Annotated in this window: 25 protein-coding genes and 1 tRNA gene; 11 read left to right on the top strand and 15 right to left on the bottom strand. The window is 64.4% G+C overall.

Features of this window, described 5'->3' with window-relative positions:
* Window positions 1–174 precede the first annotated feature (174 nt).
* Genes HUTA_RS03850 through HUTA_RS03825 form a run of 6 tightly spaced genes read left to right on the top strand, consistent with a single transcriptional unit; the run spans window position 175 to window position 10,006 of the window.
* Window positions 175–402 carry a DNA-directed RNA polymerase subunit H gene (locus HUTA_RS03850; protein ID WP_015788549.1) on the top strand — a complete coding sequence of 76 codons (228 nt, stop codon included), beginning with the start codon at window positions 175–177 and terminating at the stop codon, window positions 400–402.
* 1 nt (window position 403) lies between these two features.
* Window positions 404–1,969: a DNA-directed RNA polymerase subunit B'' gene (locus HUTA_RS03845; protein WP_015788548.1), complete on the top strand. Its 1,566-nt coding sequence runs from the start codon at window positions 404–406 to the stop codon at window positions 1,967–1,969.
* Window position 1,970: 1 nt separating this feature from the next.
* Window positions 1,971–3,797 (top strand): DNA-directed RNA polymerase subunit B, encoded by a 1,827-nt coding sequence (rpoB, locus tag HUTA_RS03840; protein WP_015788547.1) that lies wholly within the window; start codon window positions 1,971–1,973, stop codon window positions 3,795–3,797.
* A 1-nt stretch (window position 3,798) separates the two neighbouring features.
* Window positions 3,799–6,840, top strand: a complete 3,042-nt coding sequence (locus HUTA_RS03835) for a DNA-directed RNA polymerase subunit A' (protein ID WP_015788546.1) — start codon at window positions 3,799–3,801, stop codon at window positions 6,838–6,840.
* The gene (locus HUTA_RS03830; protein ID WP_394295029.1) at window positions 6,743–9,574 is read left to right on the top strand and encodes a DNA-directed RNA polymerase subunit A''; all 2,832 of its coding nucleotides are present in this window, start codon (window positions 6,743–6,745) and stop codon (window positions 9,572–9,574) included. The genes HUTA_RS03835 and HUTA_RS03830 overlap by 98 nt, the downstream gene beginning before the upstream one ends.
* A 3-nt stretch (window positions 9,575–9,577) precedes the next feature.
* A complete protein-coding gene (locus tag HUTA_RS03825) occupies window positions 9,578–10,006 on the top strand; it encodes a NusA-like transcription termination signal-binding factor (protein ID WP_015788544.1) in 429 nt (142 codons plus the stop codon).
* 79 nt (window positions 10,007–10,085) lie between these two features.
* Here HUTA_RS03825 and HUTA_RS03820 read toward each other — a convergent pair whose 3' ends face one another.
* Together HUTA_RS03820 and HUTA_RS03815 are read right to left on the bottom strand one after the other, a co-directional pair.
* On the bottom strand, window positions 10,086–10,700 hold the full coding sequence (locus HUTA_RS03820) for a translation initiation factor IF-2 subunit beta (RefSeq protein ID WP_015788543.1): 615 nt from the start codon (window positions 10,698–10,700) through the stop codon (window positions 10,086–10,088).
* Between the two features lie 100 nt (window positions 10,701–10,800).
* Entirely contained in the window at window positions 10,801–11,802 is a 1,002-nt protein-coding gene (locus tag HUTA_RS03815) for a glycosyltransferase family 4 protein (protein WP_015788542.1), read from the bottom strand.
* 134 nt (window positions 11,803–11,936) lie between these two features.
* Here HUTA_RS03815 and eif1A point away from each other — a divergent pair, with 134 nt between their 5' ends.
* On the top strand, window positions 11,937–12,221 hold the full coding sequence (gene eif1A, locus HUTA_RS03810; RefSeq protein ID WP_015788541.1) for a translation initiation factor eIF-1A: 285 nt from the start codon (window positions 11,937–11,939) through the stop codon (window positions 12,219–12,221).
* Between the two features lie 49 nt (window positions 12,222–12,270).
* On the opposite strand, the gene HUTA_RS03805 is transcribed toward eif1A, so the two are convergent.
* A complete protein-coding gene (locus tag HUTA_RS03805; protein WP_015788540.1) occupies window positions 12,271–12,684 on the bottom strand; it encodes a dCTP deaminase/dUTPase family protein in 414 nt (137 codons plus the stop codon).
* Window positions 12,685–12,812: 128 nt separating this feature from the next.
* Here HUTA_RS03805 and HUTA_RS03800 point away from each other — a divergent pair, with 128 nt between their 5' ends.
* Window positions 12,813–13,451, top strand: coding sequence for an NAD(P)-dependent oxidoreductase (locus HUTA_RS03800; RefSeq protein ID WP_049941175.1), 639 nt, complete (start codon window positions 12,813–12,815; stop codon window positions 13,449–13,451).
* A gap of 39 nt (window positions 13,452–13,490) precedes the next feature.
* On the opposite strand, the gene HUTA_RS03795 is transcribed toward HUTA_RS03800, so the two are convergent.
* The 4 genes from HUTA_RS03795 to HUTA_RS03780 form a co-directional block, all read right to left on the bottom strand.
* Window positions 13,491–13,564 (bottom strand) — tRNA-Thr (locus HUTA_RS03795).
* Window positions 13,565–13,581: 17 nt separating this feature from the next.
* The gene (locus HUTA_RS03790; RefSeq protein ID WP_079891668.1) at window positions 13,582–14,058 is read right to left on the bottom strand and encodes a GNAT family N-acetyltransferase; all 477 of its coding nucleotides are present in this window, start codon (window positions 14,056–14,058) and stop codon (window positions 13,582–13,584) included.
* Window positions 14,059–14,126: 68 nt separating this feature from the next.
* Entirely contained in the window at window positions 14,127–15,494 is a 1,368-nt protein-coding gene (locus HUTA_RS03785) for an NAD(P)/FAD-dependent oxidoreductase (RefSeq protein WP_015788537.1), read from the bottom strand.
* A gap of 62 nt (window positions 15,495–15,556) precedes the next feature.
* The gene (locus tag HUTA_RS03780; protein ID WP_015788536.1) at window positions 15,557–16,159 is read right to left on the bottom strand and encodes a response regulator; all 603 of its coding nucleotides are present in this window, start codon (window positions 16,157–16,159) and stop codon (window positions 15,557–15,559) included.
* A gap of 273 nt (window positions 16,160–16,432) precedes the next feature.
* Between HUTA_RS03780 and HUTA_RS03775 the strand changes: the two genes are divergently transcribed.
* Entirely contained in the window at window positions 16,433–17,398 is a 966-nt protein-coding gene (locus HUTA_RS03775) for a D-2-hydroxyacid dehydrogenase (RefSeq protein WP_015788535.1), read from the top strand.
* Between the two features lie 17 nt (window positions 17,399–17,415).
* Here HUTA_RS03775 and HUTA_RS03770 read toward each other — a convergent pair whose 3' ends face one another.
* The 3 genes from HUTA_RS03770 to asd all read right to left on the bottom strand — a co-directional run bounded on the left by HUTA_RS03770 (window position 17,416) and on the right by asd (window position 19,377).
* Complete coding sequence (locus HUTA_RS03770) at window positions 17,416–17,817, bottom strand: hypothetical protein (RefSeq protein WP_015788534.1); 402 nt, start codon at window positions 17,815–17,817, stop codon at window positions 17,416–17,418.
* Between the two features lie 68 nt (window positions 17,818–17,885).
* Complete coding sequence (locus HUTA_RS03765; RefSeq protein WP_143920321.1) at window positions 17,886–18,272, bottom strand: hypothetical protein; 387 nt, start codon at window positions 18,270–18,272, stop codon at window positions 17,886–17,888.
* 67 nt (window positions 18,273–18,339) lie between these two features.
* The gene (gene asd, locus HUTA_RS03760) at window positions 18,340–19,377 is read right to left on the bottom strand and encodes an aspartate-semialdehyde dehydrogenase (RefSeq protein WP_015788532.1); all 1,038 of its coding nucleotides are present in this window, start codon (window positions 19,375–19,377) and stop codon (window positions 18,340–18,342) included.
* Between the two features lie 126 nt (window positions 19,378–19,503).
* On the opposite strand from asd, the gene HUTA_RS03755 reads away from it, so the two are divergent.
* A complete protein-coding gene (locus HUTA_RS03755; RefSeq protein WP_015788531.1) occupies window positions 19,504–20,691 on the top strand; it encodes a hypothetical protein in 1,188 nt (395 codons plus the stop codon).
* Between the two features lie 130 nt (window positions 20,692–20,821).
* On the opposite strand, the gene HUTA_RS03750 is transcribed toward HUTA_RS03755, so the two are convergent.
* From HUTA_RS03750 to cofD, 5 genes are read right to left on the bottom strand one after another with little or no spacing between them, the layout of a single operon-like run.
* Window positions 20,822–21,013, bottom strand: a complete 192-nt coding sequence (locus tag HUTA_RS03750; protein ID WP_008527874.1) for a 30S ribosomal protein S17e — start codon at window positions 21,011–21,013, stop codon at window positions 20,822–20,824.
* A gap of 24 nt (window positions 21,014–21,037) precedes the next feature.
* A complete protein-coding gene (locus HUTA_RS03745; RefSeq protein WP_015788530.1) occupies window positions 21,038–21,634 on the bottom strand; it encodes a DUF447 domain-containing protein in 597 nt (198 codons plus the stop codon).
* Window positions 21,631–22,473, bottom strand: coding sequence for a triphosphoribosyl-dephospho-CoA synthase (locus HUTA_RS03740; RefSeq protein ID WP_015788529.1), 843 nt, complete (start codon window positions 22,471–22,473; stop codon window positions 21,631–21,633). Before HUTA_RS03740 ends, HUTA_RS03745 begins: the two co-directional genes overlap by 4 nt.
* Window positions 22,470–23,258 (bottom strand): tRNA-dihydrouridine synthase, encoded by a 789-nt coding sequence (locus HUTA_RS03735; RefSeq protein WP_015788528.1) that lies wholly within the window; start codon window positions 23,256–23,258, stop codon window positions 22,470–22,472. Before HUTA_RS03735 ends, HUTA_RS03740 begins: the two co-directional genes overlap by 4 nt.
* Window positions 23,255–24,247: a 2-phospho-L-lactate transferase gene (gene cofD / locus HUTA_RS03730; protein ID WP_015788527.1), complete on the bottom strand. Its 993-nt coding sequence runs from the start codon at window positions 24,245–24,247 to the stop codon at window positions 23,255–23,257. The genes HUTA_RS03735 and cofD overlap by 4 nt, the downstream gene beginning before the upstream one ends.
* A gap of 128 nt (window positions 24,248–24,375) precedes the next feature.
* Between cofD and HUTA_RS03725 the strand changes: the two genes are divergently transcribed.
* Complete coding sequence (locus HUTA_RS03725) at window positions 24,376–24,903, top strand: protein-tyrosine phosphatase family protein (RefSeq protein ID WP_015788526.1); 528 nt, start codon at window positions 24,376–24,378, stop codon at window positions 24,901–24,903.
* Window positions 24,904–24,985 lie beyond the last annotated feature (82 nt).

Below are 24,985 nucleotides of genomic sequence, written 5' to 3'. Positions count from 1 at the left end.
CCCGGTTGTACCCGACCAGAACACATTTATCCATGGTTGACCAACACATGCCCGCAGAACGCCCACACGTCGATAGCTGTTGCCGGCGGTTTTGACAAGCGTTAAATGCCTCCCAGTAGTAGCCGCCTGTAGTATCTCGAACAGCCTTCTCCAGTCGATACAACCACCCCACACATGGTAGATGTAAGCCAACACGAACTCGTCCCGGAGCACACCATTCTCGACGACGGTGAACTCGAGGAAGTGCTCGGGGAATACGACATCAAACGGACAGATCTCCCGAAGATCAAACGCGCGGATCCGGCTTTGCCTGACGAGGCGGAGGTCGGTGACGTCATCAAGATCGCTCGGGATTCACGCACAACTGACACCGCGGTCGTCTATCGACTCGTCGTGGAATAACATGGACACGGAAAATCGACGCACCATATCACGGGAGTACTTCTCAAGGGATCGACTCGCCGAACACCACTTCCGGTCGTTCAACGCGTTTCTCGACCGGGGCATGCAGGAAGTCGTCGACGAGAAAGCCACCATCGAAACCGACATCGGCGACAAGGAGGGCGAGGAACCGGTCTGGGTCGAGTTGGGCGACGTCCGGATCGTCACCCCGCGAGTCCGGGAGGCCGACGGCAGCGAGGAACTGCTGTACCCCCAGGAAGCCCGCCTCCGGAACATTACCTACGCCGCGCCGGTCTTCATGGAAATGGCGATCGTCAAGGGCGGCGAGGAAGAGGAAGAGCGGGTCGTCGACCAGACCGAGACCAAGGTCGGCCGGATGCCGATCATGGTCGGCTCACAGAAGTGTAACATCGCCGGCTTCTCCGACGAGGAACTCATCGACATCGGCGAGGACCCCGCCGACCCCGGTGGGTACTTCATCGTCAACGGCTCCGAGCGCGTCCTGATGACCAGCGAGGACCTCGCGCCGAACAAGATCCTCGCCGAATACGACACGAAGTACGGCGACGAGGTGCAGGTCGCCAAAACGTTCTCTCAGCGCCGTGGCTACCGTGCGCTGGTGCTCACCGAGCGCACCCGGGACGGCCTGCTCGAAGTCTCGTTCCCGAGCGTTTCGGGCTCGGTCAACTTCGTGACACTCGTGCGGGCACTCGGCCTCGAAAGCGACGAGGAGATCGTCCACCAGGTCAGTGACGATCCCGAGATCGTGAAGTTCATGCTCGAGAATCTGGAGGCTGCCGAAGTCCAGACCCAGGAGGAAGCCATCGAGACGCTGGGTCAGCGCGTCGCCTCCGGACAGGGCAAGAACTACCAGCTCAAGCGGGCCAACTACGTCATCGACCGGTACCTTCTGCCCCATCTCCACGAGGAGGGCATCGACGAGGAGGAGACCCGGATCAACAAGGCCTACTATCTCTGTCGGATGGCCGAGGCGTGTTTCGAACTCGCACTCGACCGCCGGGAGTCAGACGACAAGGACCACTATGCCAACAAGCGCCTGAAAGTGTCGGGCGACCTCATGCGGGACCTCTTCCGGACGGCGCTGAACAAGCTCGCACGTGACGTGAAGTACCAGCTCGAACGCGCCAACATGCGCAACCGGCAACTGTCGGTCTCGACGGTCGTCCGGTCGGACGTGCTGACCGAGCGACTCGAACACCCGATCGCGACCGGGAACTGGGTCGGCGGGCGCTCCGGCGTGAGCCAGCTTGTCGACCGGACCGACTTCATGGGTGTGCTTTCCCATCTCCGCCGGCTGCGCTCGCCGCTGAGTCGGTCACAGCCACACTTCGAAGCGCGGGACCTTCACGCCACGCAGTGGGGGCGGATCTGTCCCTCGGAGACGCCCGAGGGGCCCAACTGTGGGCTGGTGAAGAACTTCGCGCAGGCGATGGAGCTCTCCCAGCACGTCGAGGACGAACGGGAACTCAAACAGACGCTCGCTGAGATGGGGGTCCAGGGCATCCCCGCCATCGAGACAGCCGCACAACAGCCCGCGGACGATTAACATGAGTCAGGGACGCGACGCCAAAGTCTACGTCAACGGAAGTCTCGTCGGGACCCATCCCGAACCGAACCAGCTCGCCGATCAGGTACGGAGAGCCCGCCGGCGCGGCGAGATCAGCGAGATGGTCAACGTCTCGGTGAAACCGCGCACCGGCGAAGTCATCATCAACGCCGACGCCGGCCGGGCGCGCCGCCCGCTGCTGGTCGTCGAGGACGGCGAACCATTGATCTCCGAGGAGGAGTACGCCGCCATCGAGAACGGCGAACTCACCTTCGAGGAGCTTGTCGAACGCGGGTTCGTCGAGTTCATCGACGCGGAGGAGGAAGAGGACATCCTCGTCGCCGTCGATACGGACGAACTCACGGAGAATCACACCCATCTCGAAGTCGACCCGCAACTCATCTTCGGGATCGGTGCAGGGATGATCCCCTACCCCGAGCACAACGCCAGCCCGCGGATTACCATGGGTTCGGGGATGATCAAGCAGAGTCTGGGGCTCCCGAGCGCGAACTACCGGGTACGCCCGGACACGCGCCAGCACCTGCTGCATTACCCCCAGCTCTCGATGGTCAAAACCCAGACCACCGAACAGATCGGGTACGACGACCGTCCGGCCGCCCAGAACTTCACGGTCGCCGTAATGAGCTACGAGGGGTTCAACATCGAGGACGCCCTCGTCATGAACAAGGGGTCGGTCGAGCGTGCGCTCGCCCGCTCGCACTTCTTCCGGACCTACGAGGGCGAGGAACGCCGCTACCCCGGCGGCCAGGAGGATCGCTTCGAGATCCCCGACGACGAGGTTCGGGGCGCACGCGGCGAGGACGCCTATACGCATCTCGACGAGGACGGCCTGGTCAACCCCGAGACGAAGGTCGGCGAGAACGCCGTCCTGCTCGGGAAGACTTCGCCGCCCCGGTTCCTCGAAGAACCGGACGACATGGGTGGGCTCTCCCCCCAGAAGCGCCGCGAAACGAGCGTCACCATGCGATCGGGCGAGAGCGGGGTCGTCGACACGGTCACCCTGATGGAGGGCGAGGACGGTTCGAAGCTCTCGAAGGTCAAGGTCCGCGACGAGCGGATCCCGGAACTCGGAGACAAGTTCGCTTCCCGGCACGGCCAGAAGGGGATCGTCGGCCACATCGCGCCCCAGGAGGACATGCCGTTCACCGAGCAAGGTGTCGTCCCGGACCTCATCATCAATCCGCACGCACTTCCCTCGCGGATGACCGTCGGTCACATTCTGGAGATGATCGGCGGGAAGGTCGGCGCACTCGAAGGCCGACGGGTCGACGGGACGGCCTTCACGGGCGAGGACGAGGAGGACCTCCGGGACTCCCTGGAGGACCACGGATTCGACTCCTCGGGCAAGGAGGTCATGTATTCCGGCATCACGGGCGAGAAGGTCGAGGCCGAGATCTTCGTCGGGAACATCTTCTATCAGAAGCTCTATCACATGGTCTCGAACAAGATCCACGCCCGCTCGCGTGGCCCGGTCCAGGTGCTGACCCGCCAGCCGACCGAGGGGCGTGCCCGCGAGGGTGGCCTCCGGATCGGGGAGATGGAACGCGACGTCTTCATCGGTCACGGGGCAGCACTCACGCTCAAGGAGCGTCTGCTCGACGAGTCAGACCAGGAGTGGATCCACGTCTGTGGGCAGTGTGGCATGACCGCCGTCGAGAACGTCGACCAGCGCCGGGTGTATTGCCCCAACTGCGACGAGGAGACGGACGTCCACGAGGTCGAGATGAGTTACGCCTTCAAACTCCTCTTGGACGAGATGAAGGCCCTGGGTATTGCTCCGCGGATCGAACTGGAGGACGCAGTCTAACATGAGCACAGGACAATCACCCAAGTCGATCGGGCGTCTCAGCTTCGGGCTGATGAACCCCGAGGAGTACCGGGATATGAGTGCCACGAAGGTCATCACGGCCGACACCTACGACGACGACGGCTTCCCCATCGACATGGGGCTGATGGACCCGCGACTCGGCGTGATCGACCCCGGACTGGAGTGTAAGACCTGTGGCAAACACTCGGGCTCGTGTAACGGCCACTTCGGACATATCGAACTCGCCGCTCCCGTCATCCACGTCGGCTTCTCGAAGCTCATCCGACGGCTCCTTCGCGGAACGTGTCGGGAGTGTTCGCGGTTGACAGCCGTCGACGGCTCGAAGTACACTGATGGCGACGGCAACGTCGATCTCGAAGCGGCTTCGGCCGCTGCCGAGGACAAGAAACGCGAATTCAAGGAGGAACTCCGGCGGGCGCGAGAACTCTCGAACGACCCTTCGGACGTCCTCAAGTCCGCGATCCGGCAGGCCCGCTCGGCCAGCCGGTGTCCCCACTGCGGCGAAAAGCAGTTCGACGTCAAACACGAGAAACCGACGACGTACTACGAGATCATCGAGGTTCCCCACGCCGAACTCGCCGAGCGGCTCAGCATGGCGATGGACCCGCCGGAAGGTGAGCCAGTCACGCCCGACGAACTCGAAGAGGCGACTGACGGTGGGTTCGACGCCGGTCGGATCCGGGAACTCCTCTCGGACACCTACCGCCCCGACCGCAATGACATCCCCGCGCTCCAGGAGATCGGCAGCGCGCTCCATCGGTTCAACGACCTCGAAGAGCACCTCGGCGACGAACTCGACATCGAGAGTCCGTCGTCGTTCCTCCTCGAGGAGGACATGGACAAGCTGATGCCCAGCGACATCCGGGACTGGTTCGAGGAGATCCCGGACGACGACCTCGAGGCGATCGGGGTCAATCCTGAAACGTCCCGGCCGGAGTGGATGATCCTCACCGTCCTGCCGGTGCCGCCGGTGACGGCCCGTCCCTCGATCACGCTGGACAACGGCCAGCGGAGCGAGGACGACCTGACTCACAAGCTGGTGGACATCATCCGGATCAACCAGCGGTTCATGGAGAACCGCGAGGCCGGCGCGCCACAGCTGATCATCGAGGACCTCTGGGAACTGCTGCAGTACCACGTCACCACGTTCATGGACAACGAGATCAGCGGGACGCCGCCGGCCCGACACCGCTCCGGACGGCCGCTGAAGACACTCTCCCAGCGCCTGAAGGGCAAGGAAGGTCGCTTCCGTGGGAGCCTCTCCGGGAAGCGCGTGAACTTCTCGGCCCGGACCGTCATCTCCCCGGACCCGACCCTTAGCCTCAACGAGGTCGGGGTGCCCGACCGGGTCGCAAGCGAGATGACCCAGACGATGAACGTCAACGAGCGCAACCTCGCGGAGGCCCGCCAGTACGTGTCCAACGGACCGGAGGCCCATCCGGGTGCGAACTACGTCCGCCGGCCGGACGGTCGGCGGCTCAAGGTGACCGAGAAGAACTGCGAGGAGCTCGCCGAGAAGGTCGAGCCGGGCTGGGAAGTGGCTCGCCACCTGCTCGACGGCGACATCGTGATCTTCAATCGCCAGCCGAGTCTCCACCGGATGTCCATCATGGCCCACGAGGTCGTGGTGATGCCCTACAAGACGTTCCGGCTGAACACCGTCGTCTGTCCGCCGTACAACGCTGACTTCGACGGCGACGAGATGAACATGCACGCCCTCCAGAACGAGGAGGCCCGTGCCGAGGCTCGCGTCCTCATGCGCGTCCAGGAACAGATGCTCTCGCCGCGCTTCGGCGAGAACATCATCGGGGCGATCCAGGACCACATCACGTCGGTGTACCTGCTGACCCACCAGAACCCCCACTTCAACGAGACCCAGGCCCTGGACCTCCTGCGGGCGACGAACGTCGACGAACTGCCGGAACCTGATGGAGAGGAAGATGGCCGGGCCTACTGGACGGGTCGGTCGATCTTCTCGGAACTGTTGCCGGACGACCTCGACCTCGAATTCACGAGCGAGGCCGGCGACGACGTCGTCATCGAGGACGGCCAGTTGCTCGAAGGGACGATCGACGACAGCGCAGTCGGGGCCTTCGGCGGCGAGATCGTCGACACGATCGCGAAGGTCTACGACAAGACGCGGGCGCGGATCTTCATCAACGAGGTCTCGACGCTCGCGGTCCGGACGATCATGCACTTCGGGTTCTCGATCGGGATCGACGACGAGTCGATCCCGCCGGCAGCCCAGGAGCAGGTCGAGGAGGCAATCGGCAGCGCCTACGACCGCGTCCAGGAACTCATCGAGACCTACGAACAGGGCGATCTCGAATCGCTCCCGGGTCGGACGGTCGACGAGACCCTGGAGATGAAGATCATGCAGACGCTCGGCCAGGCCCGTGACAGCGCGGGTGACATCGCCGAGGACCACTTCGCCGAGGACAACCCGGCAGTGGTGATGGCCGACTCCGGTGCGCGTGGGTCGATGCTCAACCTGACCCAGATGGCCGGATGTGTCGGCCAGCAGGCAGTCCGCGGCGAGCGGATCAACCGTGGCTACGAGGACCGCACGCTCAGCCACTTCGAAGAGAACGACCTCTCGGCGGAGGCCCACGGCTTCGTCGAGCACTCCTATCGTGAGGGCCTCGGCCCGAAGGAGTTCTTCTTCCACGCGATGGGTGGCCGCGAGGGGCTGGTCGACACGGCAGTCCGGACCTCCAAGTCCGGGTACCTCCAGCGTCGGCTGATCAACGCCCTCTCCGAACTGGAAACTCAGTACGACGGCACCGTTCGGGACACCAGCGATACCGTCGTCCAGTTCGAGTTCGGCGAGGACGGCACCTCGCCCGTGGATGTTTCCTCCAACGAGGACTTCGACATCGACGTCGAGGCGATCACCGAGCGGATCGTCGAGGCCGAGTTCGACGATGAAAGCGAGAAGGCGACGTTCCTCGAGCGCGAGGCGAGTCCGACCAACCTCTCGGAACACGCAGACGAGTGGTGGCACGCGGAGGCCGGAGACTGAGGTGGTTATCATGACAGACACGCCAACCGAATACGATCCGATGAACCGCTATGCGGCCGTCGACACGGACATCGCGGCCGTCGTCGAGGACACGGACCTGCCGCGCCGGCTGAAAACTCGCGTCTACGAGGCCATCGAGGACCGCGACGGCGTCACGGTCGAGCAGGCCGACGACATCGCCAAGGCCGTCGAGTCCCGCTATCTCGACACGCGCGTCGATCCGCTCGACCCCGTCGGGACGGTTTCGGCCCAGTCGATCGGGGAACCCGGCACCCAGATGTCGATTCCTGGTGACGAGAGGGTTATCGTCCGCCGGGATGGCGAGACCGACGTGACCGAGATCGGCTCGCTCGTCGACGGTCTCGCGTCCGTACGAGAATCCACGACTGTAGAGGGCCACGAGGTAGTCTCTGCGCCCGAAGAGATGGAAGTCCCGTCTCTCCGGGCTGACGAGCGCGTCGAGTGGAAGCCACTCGAACAGGTAAGTCGTCACGAAGCCCCCGACGAGCTCCTCCAGTTCGAACTCGAATCCGGCCGGACGATCCGGGCGACAAAAGCACACTCGTTTGTCACACGGGAAGACAACGAGGTCATCCCTGTCGAAGGGAGTGATCTCGAGGAAGGCGACTGGTTGCCCGTCGTCCGTTCGCTCGACAGTGACGGCCAGGATTCCGTCGACCTGCGGGAGTATCTCCCGGCGAGTGACTACTGGTACACCTCGACCCTGACCGACGGTGGGGCCACGACGCTCCCGGGCGGTGAAGACCAGATCCGGAACAAACGCCAGGCGCTCGAAGCCGGCGAGATCGAGGAACACGCTGTCTATCCCGTCCAGGGAACGGTCGGACTACCCGAACGGTTCCCGCTCGACGAGGAAACCGGATTCTTCGTCGGGGCGTTCCTCGCCGAGGGGAACCTGACGGATCATTACGTTTCCATCTCGAACGTCGACGAGACGTTCCAGAATCGGGTCCGTGCGTTCGCGGAGCGCTTCGATCTCTCCGTCAACGAATACGAGAATGACAGCGGATTTGCCACTGGTTACGACATTCGCGTCAATGGAACCGTTCTCGCTGACTTCCTGCGAGAAGTCTGCACCGTAGACGGCGAGAAGGCTATTCCGGACTTCGCGTTCGGTGCAACGTCCTCGTTTGTCCGGGGGCTCCTTTCAGGATACTTCAGTGGAGACGGAAACGTCGGCAAAAACGCCGTCCGAGCTAGTTCGACGTCCAACGAACTGATCGACGGTGTCACGCTTCTGCTGGCACGATTCGATATTTACGCGACGTTCGGCACGCAAGACGACTCGAAGACGCTTCGGGTGCCCAAGAAGTTCGTTCCGGCGTTCACAGATCGCATCGGGATGATCGGTGAGCGCGGTGACGAACTCGAGGATCTGGCGACCGACGTCGACACCGACGGCCCGGATACGACGGATCAGATCCCGAACTTCGGGGATTCGCTGAAACAGGCGGCCAAAGCGGCGGGCATCCCATCACGCCAGGTCAATAGCGCCCACAAGCGCCAGCGAGTCGGTCGCAACCGTCTCCGTTCGCTCGTCGAGCAGATCGACGAAACGGCCGAGGAACGTCCCCCGCAACTGGGTGCACTCGAACGGGCAGTCGACGGCGATGTCGTCTGGGAACGGATCGAATCCATCCGGACCGTCGAACCCGAGAGCGGGTACGTATACGACTTCTCTGTGGCCGGTCTGGAGACGTTCACGACCGCGCAGGGCGTCGTGACTCACAACACGATGAACACCTTCCACTATGCGGGTGTCGCCGAGATCGACGTCACCCAGGGGCTACCGCGGCTCATCGAGCTGGTCGACGCCCGCAAGGAGCCCGACACGCCGATGATGACCGTCAATCTGGACGGCGAGTACGCCACCGAGCGCGAGCGCGCCCACGAGGTCGTCTGGAAGATCGAGGCGACGCGCATCCTCGCGCTGGGCGACGTCTCGACGAACGTCGCGGACATGCTCGTTCAGGTCGATCTCAATCCCGACACGCTCGAGGAGCGCTGGCCGACGGCCGACAGCGTCGAGAGCGTCGCCGAGGAGATCGCCGCCACGATCGAGTCCCAGCTGGGCGTCGAAACCCAGCGCAAGGAGACGGTCATCCAGTTCGGCCCAGAGGAACCGTCCTACCGGGATCTCCTCCAGCTGGTCGAGGAGTTACGCGAGATCGTCTTCAAAGGGATCGAGGAAGTCTCCCGGGTCGTCATCCGCAAGGAGGAGATGGACGAGGACCACGAGAACGACGAGGAGTTCGTCCTCTACACCGAGGGGTCGGCCTTCGGCGACGTCCTCGGGATCGAGGGGGTCGACGCCTCGCGGACGACGTGTAACAACATCCACGAGATCTACAGCAATCTCGGCGTCGAGGCGGCACGCGAGTCGATCATCGAGGAGACGATGAACACCCTCGAGGAACAGGGGCTGGACGACGTGAACGTCCGTCACCTGATGCTGGTCGCCGACATCATGACCAACAACGGGGTCATCGAGTCGATCGGTCGCCACGGCATCTCCGGCAGCAAGGACTCCGTCCTTGCACGGGCTGCCTTCGAGGTCACCGTCTCACACCTGCTGGACGCCGCCATCCACGGCGAGATCGACGCCCTCAACGGCGTCACCGAGAACGTCATCGTCGGCAAGCCGATCAAGCTCGGCACCGGCGACGTCAACCTCCGGATGGGCAGTCACACCGGCGGCGGCGCGGCCGACTGACCCGTGACCATCTCGCTGTCGGACGACGAGCGCCGGGCGATCGTCGTCGCCGAGGAGATCGCCGACGTGACTATCCGGGACTGTCTTATCGACGACGAGCACGACCGGATCGCCTTCGTCGTCAAGGCCGGCGAGGTCGGCAAGGCGATCGGTCGGGACGGCGAGACAGTCGCCCGGATCGAGGACCGCTTGGGTCGGGACGTCACGCTGGTCGAGGATGCCCCCACTCCGGAGGGGTTCGTCGCCAACGCACTCGCGCCGGCCGCGGTCTACGACGTCACGATCGAGGAGCGCGACGGGGAACGCGTCGCTTTCGCCGATGTCGACGAGGCGGACACCGGCGCAGCGATCGGCACAGAGGGGCGGACGATCGAACTCGCCCGCCGACTTGCTGGCCGTCACTTCGAGATCGACGACATCCAGCTTGCGTGACGGGCTGGATTGCATGGTAGGACGTATCTGAAAGCGTTGCCACTACGGTGGTGGTTTGAATCATTTTCGAGAGAATGGCCTACGCCAGCTGTGCGAACGCCAGATGGCCGTTGATCGATTCGATATAGGCCGAAACGACGTCGCCCTCTTGTGCGCCGGGGACGAAAATAGTGTAGTTGCCCTTCTCGGCGACACCGTCTCCCTTTCGGCCGGTGCCAACGATCTCGACCTCGTAGGTTTTGCCTTCCTCGACCGTGGGACGGTCAGTGTGGGTATTGCTCGTCGTGGTGCCGGTCTCGACCGGCCGGAAGGCCCCGCATGCCTGACACCGGAGCATCTCGATGCCGTCCTCGCTCGTCAGGACTGTATCCGGCAGGCCACACTCCGAACACGTGACGAACTCCGTGACGTAGCGGTCGACCGCGGCGCTGAAGTCACCGGCGTCGAACGACCCGTTGTATCGGGCGCGGTCCTCGTCGAACTGGCCGCTGGTTCCCAGATCACGCTGGATCGAGCGATGGAGGTGTTCGGCCTCCCGCGAGAGGGCATCGGCGATGTCCCGGAGGTTCGTGAGGCGAGTGAACGCCCCGTCGGTCTGGGCCTCGGGGTCTGGAACGGACAGCCGCTCGTCACCGTCTGCAGGCCGCTCAGGGAGCGATTCGTAGGCGCGATCGAGTGCCTGATCGTAGTTCATACCTACAATATGTTTTCCAGACGTAAGCCAACTCTGTGAGTCGTGATACACTCCAACACGCTCCCGGCTTGTTGTTCGCCGCCGAAGTTGTCAATAGAATTCAGTTCGACAGAACCTGCCGATAGAGGTCGACGAGATCGTCACCGATGGCGTCGAGTGTGAAGGCCTCGCTCCGCTCGGCGGCGCGTTGGCCAAGTCGCTCGCGCAGTTCCGGATCGCGTAGCCGGTCGAGCGGGTCGGTGAAATCTTCGGACGCTTTCAGGCTGTCCTCGCCGTCTTCGAGCCACTCGAAGGTCGGGATGTCCCGGACGACTGGCGGGCGGCCACACGCCATCGCCTCCAGTAGCGCCATCCCTTCGTTCTCGTTTTTGGTCGGGAAAAAGAAGATGTCGCCGGCCGCAAACCCGCCGCGGATGTCCTCGACGTAGCCGGTAAAGGTGCAGTTCTCGGGGGCGTTTTCGACGAGCCGCGTGGTCTCTTTGGAGCGGAGCAGTCGGTCCACGGGCCCGCCGCCGGTCGGGTTCAGATAGCCGAACCACGCGAAGTCGAGATCCGGCATGGCGCGGGCCGTCTCGACGAACGCTTCCAGTCCCTTCCGTGGGATGACGTGGCCGACGGTAAAGACGACCGGCGGGTCGAGGTCGTACCGATTCAGGTATTCTTCGCGAAGCGATTCGAAACCGGTCAGTCGATCAGGGTCGAAACCGTTCGAGAGGACCGTCGTCGGCGTGTCGGTGTAGGTCTCGATCACGTCCTGGTTGTGCTCGGAGGGACAGATCAGGTGATCAGCGAGGGAGTAAGCGTACTCGAGATAGGGACGCATCGGTCGGGCCAGGGCGTTCGAGAAGGCGAAACTCTCCCGGAAGTCCTCGGCTGTCTGGTGGGCATGAACCACGACCGGGACGTCCGCGCGCTGGGCCCGCTTCGCGTAGTAGATCGATCGCGGCCCCATGTTGTTGAGGTGGAGGATGTCGGCGTCCAGGACGGGTTCTGTCGTGTACTCGACGTCGCGGGCGTCGAGCATCTTCCGCTGGTTTTGGACCGACTGGGCGTGGCCGCCGGTGATGACGCCCTCCCATTCGAAGTAATGGCTGATCAACACACGTACCGGGGTCTCACACCCGAGCGTCCAGTAGTTTCCGGAATCGACGCGGGCCCACGGTGGCGGTTCCGCCGCATGTCACACGATACCGGGAATCGCGGATCACTTAATCGTGCGCCGCTCGTAGGAACGGTATGAGTGAAAATTCAGGGCGACGGAACCTCCGTATGCCCGACAGCAACGAAGTGTTCGCGGTCGTGACCGAACACCTCGGTGGGAATCACGTCCGGTTGCGGTGTGCGGACGGCGAGACCCGCATGGGTCGGATCCCCGGCCGCATGAAGTACCGCGTCTGGATCGAAGAGGACGACGTCGTCATCGCCGAGCCGTGGGACTGGCAAGACGAGAAGGCGACCATCGAATGGCGCTACGACAACCAGGACGCCGACCAGCTGCGGCGCGAAGGCCACATCGAGTGACCCGCTCGTCGGCGTGAGGGCGGGACGACGGTAGGTTTTTTCTACTTCTTCACCGGGGTATCAGCGTCGAGACTCGCGCGTTCTCCTTGAGGCGGAGCCCTGCTCCACCGACCGTGAGCGGCATCCGCGGCAGTTCCGCAATCCGGAGCGTCGGATGACTCGCCCCACGTTCGACGATCTCACTCCGGGGCTGGAGGAGTGCCGTCTCCGAGAGGGATTCGTTGTACTCGATCAGGTAGGTTCCCGCGTCGAGATGCCACCACTGGTAGTCGTCATCGTCGTTGCGCCAGACTCGGGGATGAGGCGCTACGTTCGCCGGCTGTAGTTCGCCACCGCCGAAGTCGACCCGTCCCGGCGTCTCGACGGTATAGATCTCCGTCACGGTGAGGTCGACACCCCCGTCCTCATGCACTTGCGTCGGTTCATGGACGATGCCTTCGACGTTGTCGACGAGTTCGCTCATATGTGGCCGTACTTTCGGTGCGGACAAAAAGCATCCAGCTTCAGGGACACACCTGTCCCGCAAACCGGAAAACTGGACACCACGGCAGAAGTTCTATGCTTCTCCCCCAGCTATGCGTGTCACTGACCATGGACGTGTTACTTCTCGGCGCGAGCGGGCGGATCGGACAGCGAATCGCGGCGGAACTGCTCGATCGAGGCCACACCGTCACGGGTGTCTCCCGGAGCGGCGATGTCGATGCAATCGACGATCCGGCGTTCGTCGCCGTCGCGGGCGACGCGACCGACCCCGACGACATCGCGCAACTCGCGACCGGCCATGACGCCGTCGCGTCCGCGCTCGGTCCCGACGAGGACACGCCACCGGATGTCCTCGTCGACATGATGGACGCCGTCATCGACGGAATGGGACGCGCCTCAGTCGAGCGACTCGTCTGGACGGGTGGCGCTGGCGGGCTGCATGTCGGCCCGGAGACGCGACTCGTCGACACCGAGGAGTTCCCCGAAGAGTGGGAGCCGGTCGCCCGGGCGGCGATCGACGCCTACGACCGACTCGCGGAGACCCAGGATCTCGCGTGGACGTACGTCGCGCCCGCCGCGCTGATCGAACCCGGCGAGCGGACCGGCGAGTACCGCACCGCCGATGGCGAACTCGTCGCCGACGAGGACGGCGACAGCTACATCTCGATGGAAGACTTCGCCGTCGCGTTCGTGGACGAACTCGAATCCGGCGACGCTGTCCACACCTACCTTGGGACCGGGTATTGAGCGGCCGACCGGGACGCAGTACTGGCGAATGGAAAAGTAAGCCAGGGGTGGGATTTGAACCCACGCATTCTCGATTACAAGTCGAGTGCTTGAACCACCCAAGCTCCCCTGGCGCAGTCGGTAGTTATTCCTACCCCTTTGAAGGCGTATCGCTTTCGATCGACTTCTCGACGGTCACGCGGTGTGGGTCGTACCCACGGGCTCGGTAGAATTCCCGGGCGGCCTCGTTGTCGGCCAGGACGTCGAGCACGACGACAGTTGCGCCTTCCTCCCGTAGCGCTGTCTCGGCTTCCGCAAGGAGTTTCGTGCCGATGCCTTCATCGCGCCGGGCAGGTACGACGTAGAGATTCTCGATCAGCCCGCGCAGTTCCGTCCGTTCGAGTGTGCCCGACTCGACGGTAAACATCACGAAGCCGATTGTGCGGTCGGCTTCACGGGCGACCCGAATCCGACCGGTCACGACGTGGCGACTGATCGACTCGCGGATCCGTCCTCGGTTCGGGGCTGTCGCGAGGTGGGAGCCGTACGCGCGCTGGCCCTCGGCGAGGTCCACCCACAGATCCGCGAGCGCGTCGACGGCACTCATCGACGGGGTTTCGATACGCACACCTGCAGTCAGGTCCCGACGAGTATGGATGTTGCGCCCGGTCGGACGCCGCCCGAAGTCACTCCCTCTCAGACCGTGTATTGCGACTCGGGTAGCTGAATGTATCGGTCACCGCGATAGGACCAGCGTTTGCGTCGGTAGCGAAGATAGACGTCGATCCCGCTGATTCCCGCCGCAATCGCCTGTCGCTTACGTGAGCCCGTCCGCTCGAGCATCCGCCGAATCGTCCGGAAGTGCCGATCCCAGTCCGTCGGCCCCATCCCGCGAACCAGGTCAGCAAACGTGACGTTTCGGCGCATCTCCGGACCGAGCGCGTCCTTCCAGGCCGCATTGTACTGTCCCAGATCGTCTGTGGCTGCGAGCTCCCCCGCGATCTTCCCTGTCCGGATCGCGACGTGATCGCCGCCTTCGTGGAACGCGGAGGTTGCCCCCATCGCGCCACCGACGACCGCCACGTTCGCGCCGGTCGGCGACTCGACGGGTCGGGTCGAGGAGATCGGATAGGCTTCGGTGCCGGCTTGCTTGCCCCGATCTTCCACGATCGGGAAGTCTTCCAGATCGTAGTCGGGGAACTCCTGTTCGAGCAGCCGGCGGATATAGACACGGCCCGGCGGAATGCTCTCGTCGTCCGGTTCGAGTAAGGCATAGTCGTCTCTGTCCTCGACGTCGTCGATGTCCATCCCGATGGGCATCGTCAGGCCGATCCGGGCGACGTAATCGTCGTTCGGGAAGATCCAGGGATAGGCAGTGTGGCCGGGCATGACCCCCCACCAGAACTCGATGTGATCGGGGTCGAACAGCTCTGCGGGCATGCGACGGTGTTCCTGGTAGGCGATGTGATTCGCCCGGTCCGGCGAGAGGTACTGGCCCGAACTCTCGCCGTCCGGCAGGAACTGATCCAGGACGTCGAGGGTAACGGTCCGTTGTGGGCCGTCAGCCAGCACCAGCGCGTCGGCCTCGACCGTCCCGTCGCCAGCCAGCGAGAGCGTATGCGTGGGGGATGATCCTGAGAGCTCAGTTTCTACGCCGGTGACACTCGTTCCGACCCGATAGTCGGCACCCGCGTCCTCGGCACGTTGCCGGAGCCAGTCGTCGAACCGGGCCCGATGGACCGTGAAGCCGAATCCGTCGTAGGATCCGTCGAGACCGGTGTCGGCGATCGTGACCGATTCAGTGGGGCCATGAAAGGTCGCGCCGTCGAGCTCGCTGAGGATGACGTCTTCGGGGATCTCGGCCGGATCCTCGTCCATGATGTCGACCCAGTAGTCGAGAATGCCAGCAGCATCCGTCGAGTCCGGACCGAGTTCGTCGTTTCTGTCCGTCCGCGGGACTCCCTTCTCGAAAAGTGTGACGTCGGCACCAGCCATTGCCGCCGCTCGGGCGGCGGCGGCGCCGCCCGGACCACCGCCGACGACTGCGACGTCTGTCCGCTCCATACCGCAACCCTGACCCGGTGCATCTTAAAGGTCCTGTCCTCGGTTCGGACCAGCCGTCGCCGTTACTGTTGCACCCGGGCCGGGGTTTCGAGTGTCCGGCCACAGTCGACGACCGGTGACAGACACGCCTCGGCCATGGTCGATACCGCTGAGACGGTTGTCTCCTTTCGGACGGTCGCCCACTGGTCGTCGATCCGTCCTGTGAGTGCCTCGAACTCGTCGCTGTCGGCAAGGCGGCGGGTATCGAGCGTCGATTCCAGTCGGGCGCGCCGCGTGAGCAGTCCAAAGAGGGTCCGCACCGACTCGGGCACCTCACGACGCGCAGACAACCGGTCGACGACGGCCCGGAGCTCGGCGCGCTCGATCGGCTTCGTGACGTACTCGTCGATCGGGAACGTTGCGACGGCTGGCTCCGGGTCCCGACCAGTAACCATGGCAACCGTCCCCTGGAACCCCTCTGCTTGGAGGCGACGAGCGACGACCTTGCCATCTATGCCTGGCAAGTCACGGTCCAGCAACACGACGTCGACGGTCTCGTCCGCGCTCTGGACGGCTAATTCCCCACTTTCGACCGTCTTGACGTCGTCGTCCGCAAGCCAGACACGGAACAGACTCCGCAGATCCGGATCGTCTTCGACGACGAGAATCGACACTGGGCCAGCCATTTCGATTCACTCTCTGGGTGGAAAGACCGTATATACACTCGACTGTTCGAACCGTTCACGACCGTTTAATCCCCGGACAGCACGCTTCTCGACTTCTATGCCACGAACGAGTGACCGACTCTCTGTCTGCTCCGGCCAGGGCGGAGAAGTGCGTCGAGCGGCCACCCGCGCGCCACGGGGGCGGTGGCGTCGAGCCCCGGACGCTTTTGCCGTTCGGGTCCCAGTCCTGAGGCATGCTTGACTCTGAGGAAAGCACTCAACGGAGGCGCGAGTGTGCGCACTGAGAGCCCCGACGTCCTCGTCTTCCGTGAGAAGCCCCACGGGATCCCGGGCGCAGAATACGCCGAGGCGCTCCGACAGCGACTGCCTGCGTCTGTGAGTGTCCGGATCGCTCAGACGCCGGCCGAGGAGCGGACGGCGATCACCGACGCGTCGGTCGTCTCGGGCGGGCACTTCCGGGAGGAACTGCTGGAGCGGGCCGAGGCGCTCGAACTCTTCGCTTGTATGTACGCCGGCTATGAACACCTCCCCCTGGAGACGCTTGCCGAGCGGGACGTCGCCGTCACCAACGCCGCCGGCGTCCACGGCCCCAACATCGCCGAGCACGTCATCGGCGCGTTTCTTTCCTTTGCCCGGAACTTCAATCGCGCCCGTCGCCAGCAGGACCGTCACGAGTGGCGGCATTTCCAGTCGACGGAACTCACCGGCAGTCGGGTCGCCATCGTCGGGATGGGCGCGATCGGGCGGACGATCGTCGAACGGCTGTCCGGCTTCGACGTGACGACGGTTGGCGTCCGGTACAGTCCCGAGAAGGGCGGGCCGACCGACGAAGTCTACGGACTCGACGAGATCCACGAGGCCCTTGTCGACGCTGAGTACGTCGCTGTCGCCAGTCCGCTGACCGAGGAGACGCGGGGGCTGATCGGCCGTGACGAACTCCAGACGCTCCCGCCGTCGGCGGTACTCGTCAACGTCGCCCGGGGACCGATCGTGGACACGGACGCACTCCTCTCCGCACTCCGTCAGAACCACCTCCGCGGCGCAGCCCTGGACGTGACTGACCCCGAACCACTGCCGAACGACCACCCGCTGTGGGACTTCGAGAACGTGCTCATCACGCCCCACGTCTCCGGTCATACGCCCGAATACTACGAGCGGCTGGCCGACATCGTCGCGCCGAACGTCGAGACAATCCTCGCTGGCGGCGATCACGACGAACTCGAAAACAGGGTCGGCTGAGGGGCGTCGTCATTCGGCTAGGGTCGCTCTCTACGCAACTCGGTGCGTCGGCCGTCCACGTAGCGATCACGGACGGCCAATGCGCCGAAGACGACGAGGACGGCGAGTCCGAACCAGGCCAGGACAGCGTCGACGTCGGCCCCAGCGATCTGCCCGTTCGGGCCGAACCGGTTGAGCAGACCAACCCCGAGGAGCACGAGGAGTGCACCCAGGAACCGCACCCGTCCCGTGATCCGGACGGACCGTTCCTCGCGAAACCACAGATACAGGCTCGTCCCGCCGTAGATCGCGCCGAAATACGCGAGGACGACGGCACCCAACACGACGGGATCGTCCAGATCGGTGAACAGCGAGACCGCGACCAACCCGGCGGTCGCAATCGCCCCGATGACAAACCGGACGCGTTGACGATCGGCCATAGTCCACCTGCGGGCGGTGTCTACGAAGGCGTTGTGGTCCGGAGTCGCCGTTCGAGCCATCTCGCGTGTCAGGTGGGCCGACTGCTTCGGTAGCCGTCCTGTGCTTCCAGGAGCCAGTAGCCGAGGAGGACGACGACACCCAGGCCGGCCATCACTGCATCAGTCGGAACGCCTTGGACAGTCCAATCGGGGCCCAACGCACCGACAACCCCGAGGACGATCCATGCGGCGAGTGCCCACAGGAATCGCCAGCGTGAGGGTACCGGCACGGTACCAGCCTCGCCACGCCAGGCAAAATATGCGTGGGCACCCCCGAAGATCAGTGCGTGATAGCACAGATACACGAAGACGAGCAGCGAACCGTCGAGTGCCGGGAACAGCCATCCTGAGACGACGAGTAGCGACAACGCCGCCAGGACAGAACCGAGGTGAACGAGCGTTTCACGGGAGACCATGCCCAGCATGTGCGGGGACGGGTGAAGTGTCTTCCCCCGTGGATTTCCGTTCCCGTCGTCCGCTGTCTCAGACGTAGCCTTTCTCGACGAGCAACTCGCCGTTGAGGATGCTCGCGCCGGCCGCGCCGCGGAGGGTGTTGTGCGCGAGGGTATTGAACTGGATTCCGGTCTCGGTTTCCTGGATCCCGCCGACGCTGATCTGCATCCCGTCCTCGCGGTTGCGGTCGAGTCGGGGCTGGGGTCGGTCGGGTTCGTCAAAGACCTTGATCAGCGGACCAGGCGAACTGTGGAGGTCCGCGGAGGGGTACGCCGCCATCGCTTCGGCGGCTTCTTCGACGCTGACATCCCCGTCCAGGTCCGCCCAGACGTTCTCCAGATGGCCGTCGAGGGTCGGGATCCGGTTGCACGAAGCAGCGACGTCAGCATCCAACCACTCCACCTCGCTGCCGTCGAACTCGCCGAGGAGCTTCCGGGATTCGGTTTCCATCTTCGTTTCCTCGCCGCCGATGTGCGGGATGGCGTTGTCGATGATCTCCATCGAGGTGACCCCCGAGTAGCCGGCCCCGGAGACAGCCTGCAGCGTCGAGACGTCGACGCGCTCGACGCCGAAGGCTTCATCCAGCGCAGCCAGCGGCGGGACCATCGTGATCGTCGAGCAGTTGGGGTTCTTCAGGAGTGCGCCGTCCCACCCGCGTTGGTCGCGCTGGACGTCGAGGAGTTCGACGTGATCGGGGTTGACCTCGGGGATCGTGAGCGGCACGTCCGGGTCCGTCCGGAAGTTCGAGGAGTTCGAGGAGACGACGTAGCCCGCCTCGGCGAAGTCGGGCTCGACCGCTTCGCCCACTGCGGAGGGTAACGACGAGAACAGCAGATCGATGTCGTCGGGAACGGCCGCGGGTTCGGTCGCCCGGACGGTCATCTCGCCGATGTGATCGGGGATCGGTGTGTCGATGCGCCATTTGGCAGCCTCGCGATACGACGTGCCGGCACTGTTTTCACTCGCGGTCAGTGCGGCGATCTCGAAGTCCGGATGCGGGTCGAGTAGCTGGACGAGTCGCTGACCCACAGCCCCTGTCGCACCCAGAATTCCGACGGTTACTGGCATGACTGGAGGATTGGGCGAGGACGAGTCAAAACTGTTTGGATCGCCGGTGGGCCGGTTGCCACCGGCCAGCCACATCCATCGACCCGAACATAAATCTATTTGCACGTTCCCTTGATTGGTCTCCGTATGACTGATCGTCCCCTCCAACGATCACGCGTGCTTTCGGCCCGTGCGTCACTCATCGAATACGGTAGTGTGGCAGTCCTGCTGGCTGCCGTCGTCGTTGTGGGCACGGTGTTGCGGAGAGTACTCAACCAGCTTATGCATGTCCCGCCGACCAACGATCCCATCATCGGTCCAGGAGGGGCGTTCACCGGACACATCCTCCTGGCGGTCGTCTACACCGTTCTCGTCATGCTCGTGGTCGGTGTCAGCTACGTGCTGATCCGTGACTGGACTGATCGGCTCGATCGGGTAGCGAGTCCCGATCTGGTCACGATCGCCGGGACGATCGGCGCGGCCGCATTCGTCATCGCGTACCTCGCGATCGAGTTGATACAGCAGTCGGTCACGCCGATCGCCGTCTATCTTGCCGGCCCCGCCACAATAGGCGTCCTCGCGGTCGGATATATACAGTATCGCGACGTGACCGTCCAAAGGGCGCTTCCGGGTTCTGACGCACTGCCGACTGTTCTGGGCGTCGCCGTTGTCGCCGTCATCGCCGGGAGTGGCGTCCTGTTCGGTGTGGGGACTGGCCGAGACATGGGGTTCGAGTGGTTTTTCGAGCCACGGATCGGCCCGATCGAGATACTTCGAAGCGTCGTCGTCACCGGTGTGCTCGGCGGTGTAGGGTACGCACTCCTCTATAACGCTGCGATCCAGGGGCGATTGGCTGGGGTGACGGGACCTGCTCAGGCTGTGGCGGCGGTGACAGTACTCCTGCCCGTCCGCGCCTGGGCCGGGGCCAAAATATCCTCGCTCACTGCCGCAGGACAGCGGGCGATGTCGTCGGTTCCGCTCGCTCAATCGCTCGGTAGAGCGATCGCAGCGGTGGTCGTCGGTGTCATGGTTGCGTGGCTGTTCGCACGCAGTGTGGAGATCGTCCAGTCGCGGGTGGACGGGAGGGTGACTCCGTTGTATTCGGGGATCGCCGCTGTCGCAGTGGTCTCGATCGGGGCTGTACTCACAACTCTCGTCCGGGGCGATCCGGCTGTCGGCGCTTTGCCGATGATCTCCCTCGCGGCTGTCCCGGCTGCCGCGGCGATCGGCTACGAACGAACGGAGTCCGTTTGGGTGCCGGGACTCGCCTTCGGTGCGTATTTCGTTCTCATCGATTCAGCGATCGGTCAGTACCTTTTCGCAGTGATTTACTGACCGAGACGTGGTGTTGTCTGTGATAACTGCCGGACTGAGGCACGCCTGTGCTGTCTATCAATACTGCTGAACTCACGATCGCCGCCGGTGGTACGTCCCGACTGAGAGAAAACAGTGTTCGAGACGACGATCAGGCTTCGACGGCCGAGCCCTGCTTGTGGGTGACGTAGCCGGCGATGCGGTTGCGCACGCCCTTCGATTCGATGTTGGTGAGTTCCTCGACGACGTCCTTGTTGTGCTCGAAGTCCGCCGAGAACGCCCGCGGATATCGCTCCAGCAGGATCGTCCCGGTCTTTTTGACGTATGCGGGTTTGATTGCCATGTAGACCCGTTACCGACTCGGGGCCTAAAAGGATTCGAATCGCCCGTCTAACGCCGGCAGATCGACAGCCGTCTCCAGGCGCTGCCAGGCGACCTGCTCGCGCTCGCCGCCACACCGTTCGATAACGTCCGCGAAATAGGCTAGCCGCGCTGCGAGGCGGTCGTCGTCGTAGGCCGGGACGCCGAGCCGGGAGGCTGCGACCGTCGCCTCGATCACGGCGGCGTACCCCCGGTTCGTCGTCGTTACCGTTTCGCGCTCGACCGCCGACTCGACCGGTTCGAGCGCCCATTCGACCCATTCGGTTCCGTCTTCCGTTCCGGCGTCGATCTCTTCGACCGCCACGCGCGCCCAGGCGTCGGCACTCGAGAGGATCGGTTCCTCGATCTCCCGGACTGTCAGCGCCGCTTCGACGAAGTCCACCGGATCCCGAGTGAACTGGACGTGGGCTTCACCAACCCGCTCGAAGTTCCGGCGCGTCCGCGTTTGTCCCCAGGTCGTCGCGGTGACTGGATCGTCGGCCGATAGTCCCAGCGCAGCGACGTTGTACGATCCGTCCGGCCCCTGCGTCGTCACGACGGACTCGGTGATCCCGCGCAGTTCGACGGGCCAGTCCTCGCTCACACCTCGGCCCCCCGTTCGAGCGCGACGAACAGCCCGCCGGCCAGCATGTCGGCCGTCGTTCCGGGGTTGATCCCCTCGGCGACGAGTTCGTCGGCGAGCGTTTCGGGATCGGTGTCGCCCTCTCGGGCGGCCTCGGCCCGTCCACGAACCTCGCGGGCCGTCTCTTCGCCGTGGTTGATCGCGACGAAGGTGTCAGGGTCGGCTGCGAGCAATTCGAGAAACACATCGGCGGCGCGATCAGGCAGCGGTCCGTCGCGACTCACGAGCTGGTCCGCAGCGTCGAAAGTCCGTTCGAACCCGCTCGTCCACTCGCGGGCGATACCGTCGTGATCGGTCGAGCGAGCCAGCACGTCGGACAGCGACAGGCCACGCTCTCGGATTTCAGGGACCGCATCGCTTCCACGACGGACATCCAGGGCGTCCATGTCGTCGGGTGGGTCGGCGACAGCGACGTCGACGTGCTCGAACGCGCGGTAGAACCCCGCAGCGTCCTCGACGCCAGTCCCCTCGGCGACGGTTGTGGCCCGTTCCGGCGTCAACTCCCCCAGCGCGGCGGCCCGGACCAGCGGCGCGAGCAACAACAACCCGCCGAACTGGGTGTTGCCGCCGGACTGGTCGCTCATGCCCGCGACCGCCTGCTCGAAGGCCACCCCGATCGGTGGTCCGTCAGGATCTGCCAGGTCTCGAAGCCCCTCACTTGCGCCCACGGCCCCAGCGAGAAAGTGCTCGAAACGGAGGTCGTCGTGATCGCGGTGGCGGTCGACGTTGCCCGGCTTGGGCGTCGTTGCCACTTCCAGCAGGAGGGCGAGTTCGGCCTGTTGGGCGATGGTTCGCGTCATTGTGTGGCTTCCCTCGTGGCTGTCTCGGCCGATTCGAACCACCCTTCAGTCGCGTTTCGGACGCGTTTGAGCACGGCGGGGCGGTCGCTTGGCCGACCGACACTGACGGCGTCCGCGCCGCAGGCGAGGTACTCGCGGACCGTCTCCCGGTCGCGGACGCCGTTGTTGGCGATGACAAACAGATCGGTCGCGGCGACGATTTCGGCGACGACGCCTTCGCTGTCCATCGCGTCGACGTGGACGGCGTCCGCCCCCGCTGCCTCGATCCGTCGGGCAACGGCCAGGAGGTCGACGCCGTCGATCTCTGTCCGGACTTTCACGCTGACGGTCGCGCCGGCATCGGCCGCGGTCTCGACCTGCTTGGCGAGTCGATCCGGCTCGGCCAGCAACGCTTCTCCCGCCCCTGTCTCGCACATCTCGTCCTGTCGGCAGTGGGCGTTGAGCTCACAGATCGCGCCGTGGTCGGCACAGCTCTCCGCGATCCGTTCGAGCGGCTCGCGGGATGCACTCCGGACGTTCAGCCCGGCGACGAGCGGCTCGTCGGCGAGCCGATTCAGTTGCTCGTCGGCGAACGCGAACGGATTTGCGGGCAGGAACTCCTCACGGTCGCGGTCTTCGACCATCTTGCGGGCGGCCGCCCGCGTCGGCTCGTCGATCGCCAATCCGCCGAGGAACGCCGCGCCGACGTGTGGGATAGTTGCTTTTGCCCACTCGACATCTGACTCGCCACTCAGGCTGGCGGCGGCGACCCGTGGCTCGAACGGCAGGGGCTCGACACCACTCACGCCACCACCTCCAGGGCCTCCCGGACGGCCCGGGCGACTCGGGCGGCGTCCTCGTCGGTGTCGAGCGTCGTGTCCGTGCGGACTGTCGGCCGGTCGAGATCGGTCCCGTCAGCCTCGTCGAGGACGAACCCGTCCACGAATGGATACGCTGCCGCGACCCCAGCTGTCGAGGGATCGTACCCTTCCGCGGCCATGAGTTTCGCCGCTGGACCGGAGAAGACCTGGTCCTCGACGAAGGGGGAGACGGCGACGACGGGCGTCTCGTCGAGGGCGGCGGCGATGTCGTCGATGGCAGTCATCGGCCCGATGCTCGTGATCGGGTTCGACGGGCCGATCACGACCGGGGCGGAAAGGGCATCGAGGACCGCGTCGGTCGCCGCCGCGTCTTCCGCGCCACGAAACTCGACTGAATCGACCGTGGGTTCGCCATCACGGGCCACCCAGAACTCCTGGAAGTGCATTGGCCCGTCGGGCGTGTGGACGATTGAAGCGACGGAGTCGTCGCTCATCGGCAGGATCTCGCGGTCGACTCCGAGGGCGTCGCCGAGAATCCGCGTTGCCTCCGTGAGTGTGTGCCTTTCGTCGAGGAGGCTTGTCCGGGTGACGTGGATCGCCCGATCGCGATCGCCGATGTACATGAACTCGCCGACGGCCGAGAAGCGTCGCCAGTCGGCGAGGTCGCGGCCGGCAGTCTGGCGCTCGTCGGGGAGATATCGCGGGCCGCCATCCAATCCCGCCCGCTCACTCAGCGTCCGGACGTACTCGTGGGTCTCAGCCGTGTCGCCGTCGATCCCCCACCAGGTGTCCGTATCGAGGATCTCTCCCGCCTGAAAGAGACACGTATCGACGTCGGGGCAGACCAGCAGGCCGCCCAGTTCGACGTCGTCGCCCGTGTTCGCGACGACGGTCGTCTCCGACGGCGGAAACACGTCGTCGGCACCGGCGAGCAGCTTCGGGGTTCCCGTCCCGCCGGCGAGAAACGTGATCATATCGACCGTTGCGTCCAGGACACTCATAAGGGTGTGTCTTCACCCCGATTCCTCCTGACATCGACCCACGTTTCAAACCTGAGAATTGGAGGTATAGACTCAAGACTCTGGGTCGCAGTTCATTGCATATGGATGACGCGTATCGGTTCGCGCCGGCCGCCCCCGATGAAGAATACGTCCACGGGGCGGCTGCGCCGGGGTGGCACTCGGCTGCCGATCAGGCGGTAGCCGTCTCAGCCTGGATCGAGTTCATGCGAGACCGGGGAATCCGACGAGTCTGTTGTCTGTTGCCAGGTGCCGATGCTGATGGCTGTGGGTACAATCTCGAAGAGTATACGGCTGCCTTCGGTGAAGACAACGTTGTTCACGCACCGCTGTTGGACCGGCAACTCGGCGACAGTACCGTCCTCGAAGAAACCATCTTGCCCTTTCTTGAAGAATCTGTTCGGCGTGACGAGCCAGTTGTCGTCCAGGGGCTCTCCGGACTGGGACGGACCGGGCAGGTACTTGCCGCCTGGCTGGTCTATGGCCGTGGCTACCAGCCCGACCGGGCCGTCGAAACCGTCGAAGCGATGGGCCGCTATCCCGAGGAGCCGATCGAATTCGACCGGACGACCGAGGAAGACTTGCTCGGGCACCTGGAAACGGTTGGCTGACCTGCTTCCCGGGATCTCGCTCGATTCACTGCGTCGCCACTGTCTCTGAATCCGTCGACACGTAGGCCACCCACTGTTTTGA

Origin of the sequence: Halorhabdus utahensis DSM 12940 (genome assembly GCF_000023945.1) — an archaeon.
In the GTDB taxonomy this organism is placed as follows: Archaea; Halobacteriota; Halobacteria; order Halobacteriales; family Haloarculaceae; genus Halorhabdus; species Halorhabdus utahensis.
This window is presented reverse-complemented; position numbering and strand designations above follow the sequence as displayed.

Excerpts from the sequence above, each read along its gene's own strand:
- HUTA_RS03850 (WP_015788549.1), top strand. The coding sequence starts at position 175 with ATGGTAGATGTAAGCCAACACGAACTCGTCCCGGAGCACACCATTCTC.
- HUTA_RS03845 (WP_015788548.1), top strand. The coding sequence starts at position 404 with ATGGACACGGAAAATCGACGCACCATATCACGGGAGTACTTCTCAAGG.
- rpoB (WP_015788547.1), top strand. The coding sequence starts at position 1,971 with ATGAGTCAGGGACGCGACGCCAAAGTCTACGTCAACGGAAGTCTCGTC.
- HUTA_RS03835 (WP_015788546.1), top strand. The coding sequence starts at position 3,799 with ATGAGCACAGGACAATCACCCAAGTCGATCGGGCGTCTCAGCTTCGGG.
- HUTA_RS03830 (WP_394295029.1), top strand. The coding sequence starts at position 6,743 with ATGAAAGCGAGAAGGCGACGTTCCTCGAGCGCGAGGCGAGTCCGACCA.
- HUTA_RS03820 (WP_015788543.1), bottom strand. The coding sequence starts at position 10,700 with ATGAACTACGATCAGGCACTCGATCGCGCCTACGAATCGCTCCCTGAG.
- eif1A (WP_015788541.1), top strand. The coding sequence starts at position 11,937 with ATGAGTGAAAATTCAGGGCGACGGAACCTCCGTATGCCCGACAGCAAC.
- HUTA_RS03805 (WP_015788540.1), bottom strand. The coding sequence starts at position 12,684 with ATGAGCGAACTCGTCGACAACGTCGAAGGCATCGTCCATGAACCGACG.
- HUTA_RS03800 (WP_049941175.1), top strand. The coding sequence starts at position 12,813 with ATGGACGTGTTACTTCTCGGCGCGAGCGGGCGGATCGGACAGCGAATC.
- HUTA_RS03785 (WP_015788537.1), bottom strand. The coding sequence starts at position 15,494 with ATGGAGCGGACAGACGTCGCAGTCGTCGGCGGTGGTCCGGGCGGCGCC.
- HUTA_RS03780 (WP_015788536.1), bottom strand. The coding sequence starts at position 16,159 with ATGGCTGGCCCAGTGTCGATTCTCGTCGTCGAAGACGATCCGGATCTG.
- HUTA_RS03770 (WP_015788534.1), bottom strand. The coding sequence starts at position 17,817 with ATGGCCGATCGTCAACGCGTCCGGTTTGTCATCGGGGCGATTGCGACC.
- HUTA_RS03765 (WP_143920321.1), bottom strand. The coding sequence starts at position 18,272 with ATGGTCTCCCGTGAAACGCTCGTTCACCTCGGTTCTGTCCTGGCGGCG.
- asd (WP_015788532.1), bottom strand. The coding sequence starts at position 19,377 with ATGCCAGTAACCGTCGGAATTCTGGGTGCGACAGGGGCTGTGGGTCAG.
- HUTA_RS03755 (WP_015788531.1), top strand. The coding sequence starts at position 19,504 with ATGACTGATCGTCCCCTCCAACGATCACGCGTGCTTTCGGCCCGTGCG.
- HUTA_RS03750 (WP_008527874.1), bottom strand. The coding sequence starts at position 21,013 with ATGGCAATCAAACCCGCATACGTCAAAAAGACCGGGACGATCCTGCTG.
- HUTA_RS03740 (WP_015788529.1), bottom strand. The coding sequence starts at position 22,473 with ATGACGCGAACCATCGCCCAACAGGCCGAACTCGCCCTCCTGCTGGAA.
- cofD (WP_015788527.1), bottom strand. The coding sequence starts at position 24,247 with ATGATCACGTTTCTCGCCGGCGGGACGGGAACCCCGAAGCTGCTCGCC.
- HUTA_RS03725 (WP_015788526.1), top strand. The coding sequence starts at position 24,376 with ATGGATGACGCGTATCGGTTCGCGCCGGCCGCCCCCGATGAAGAATAC.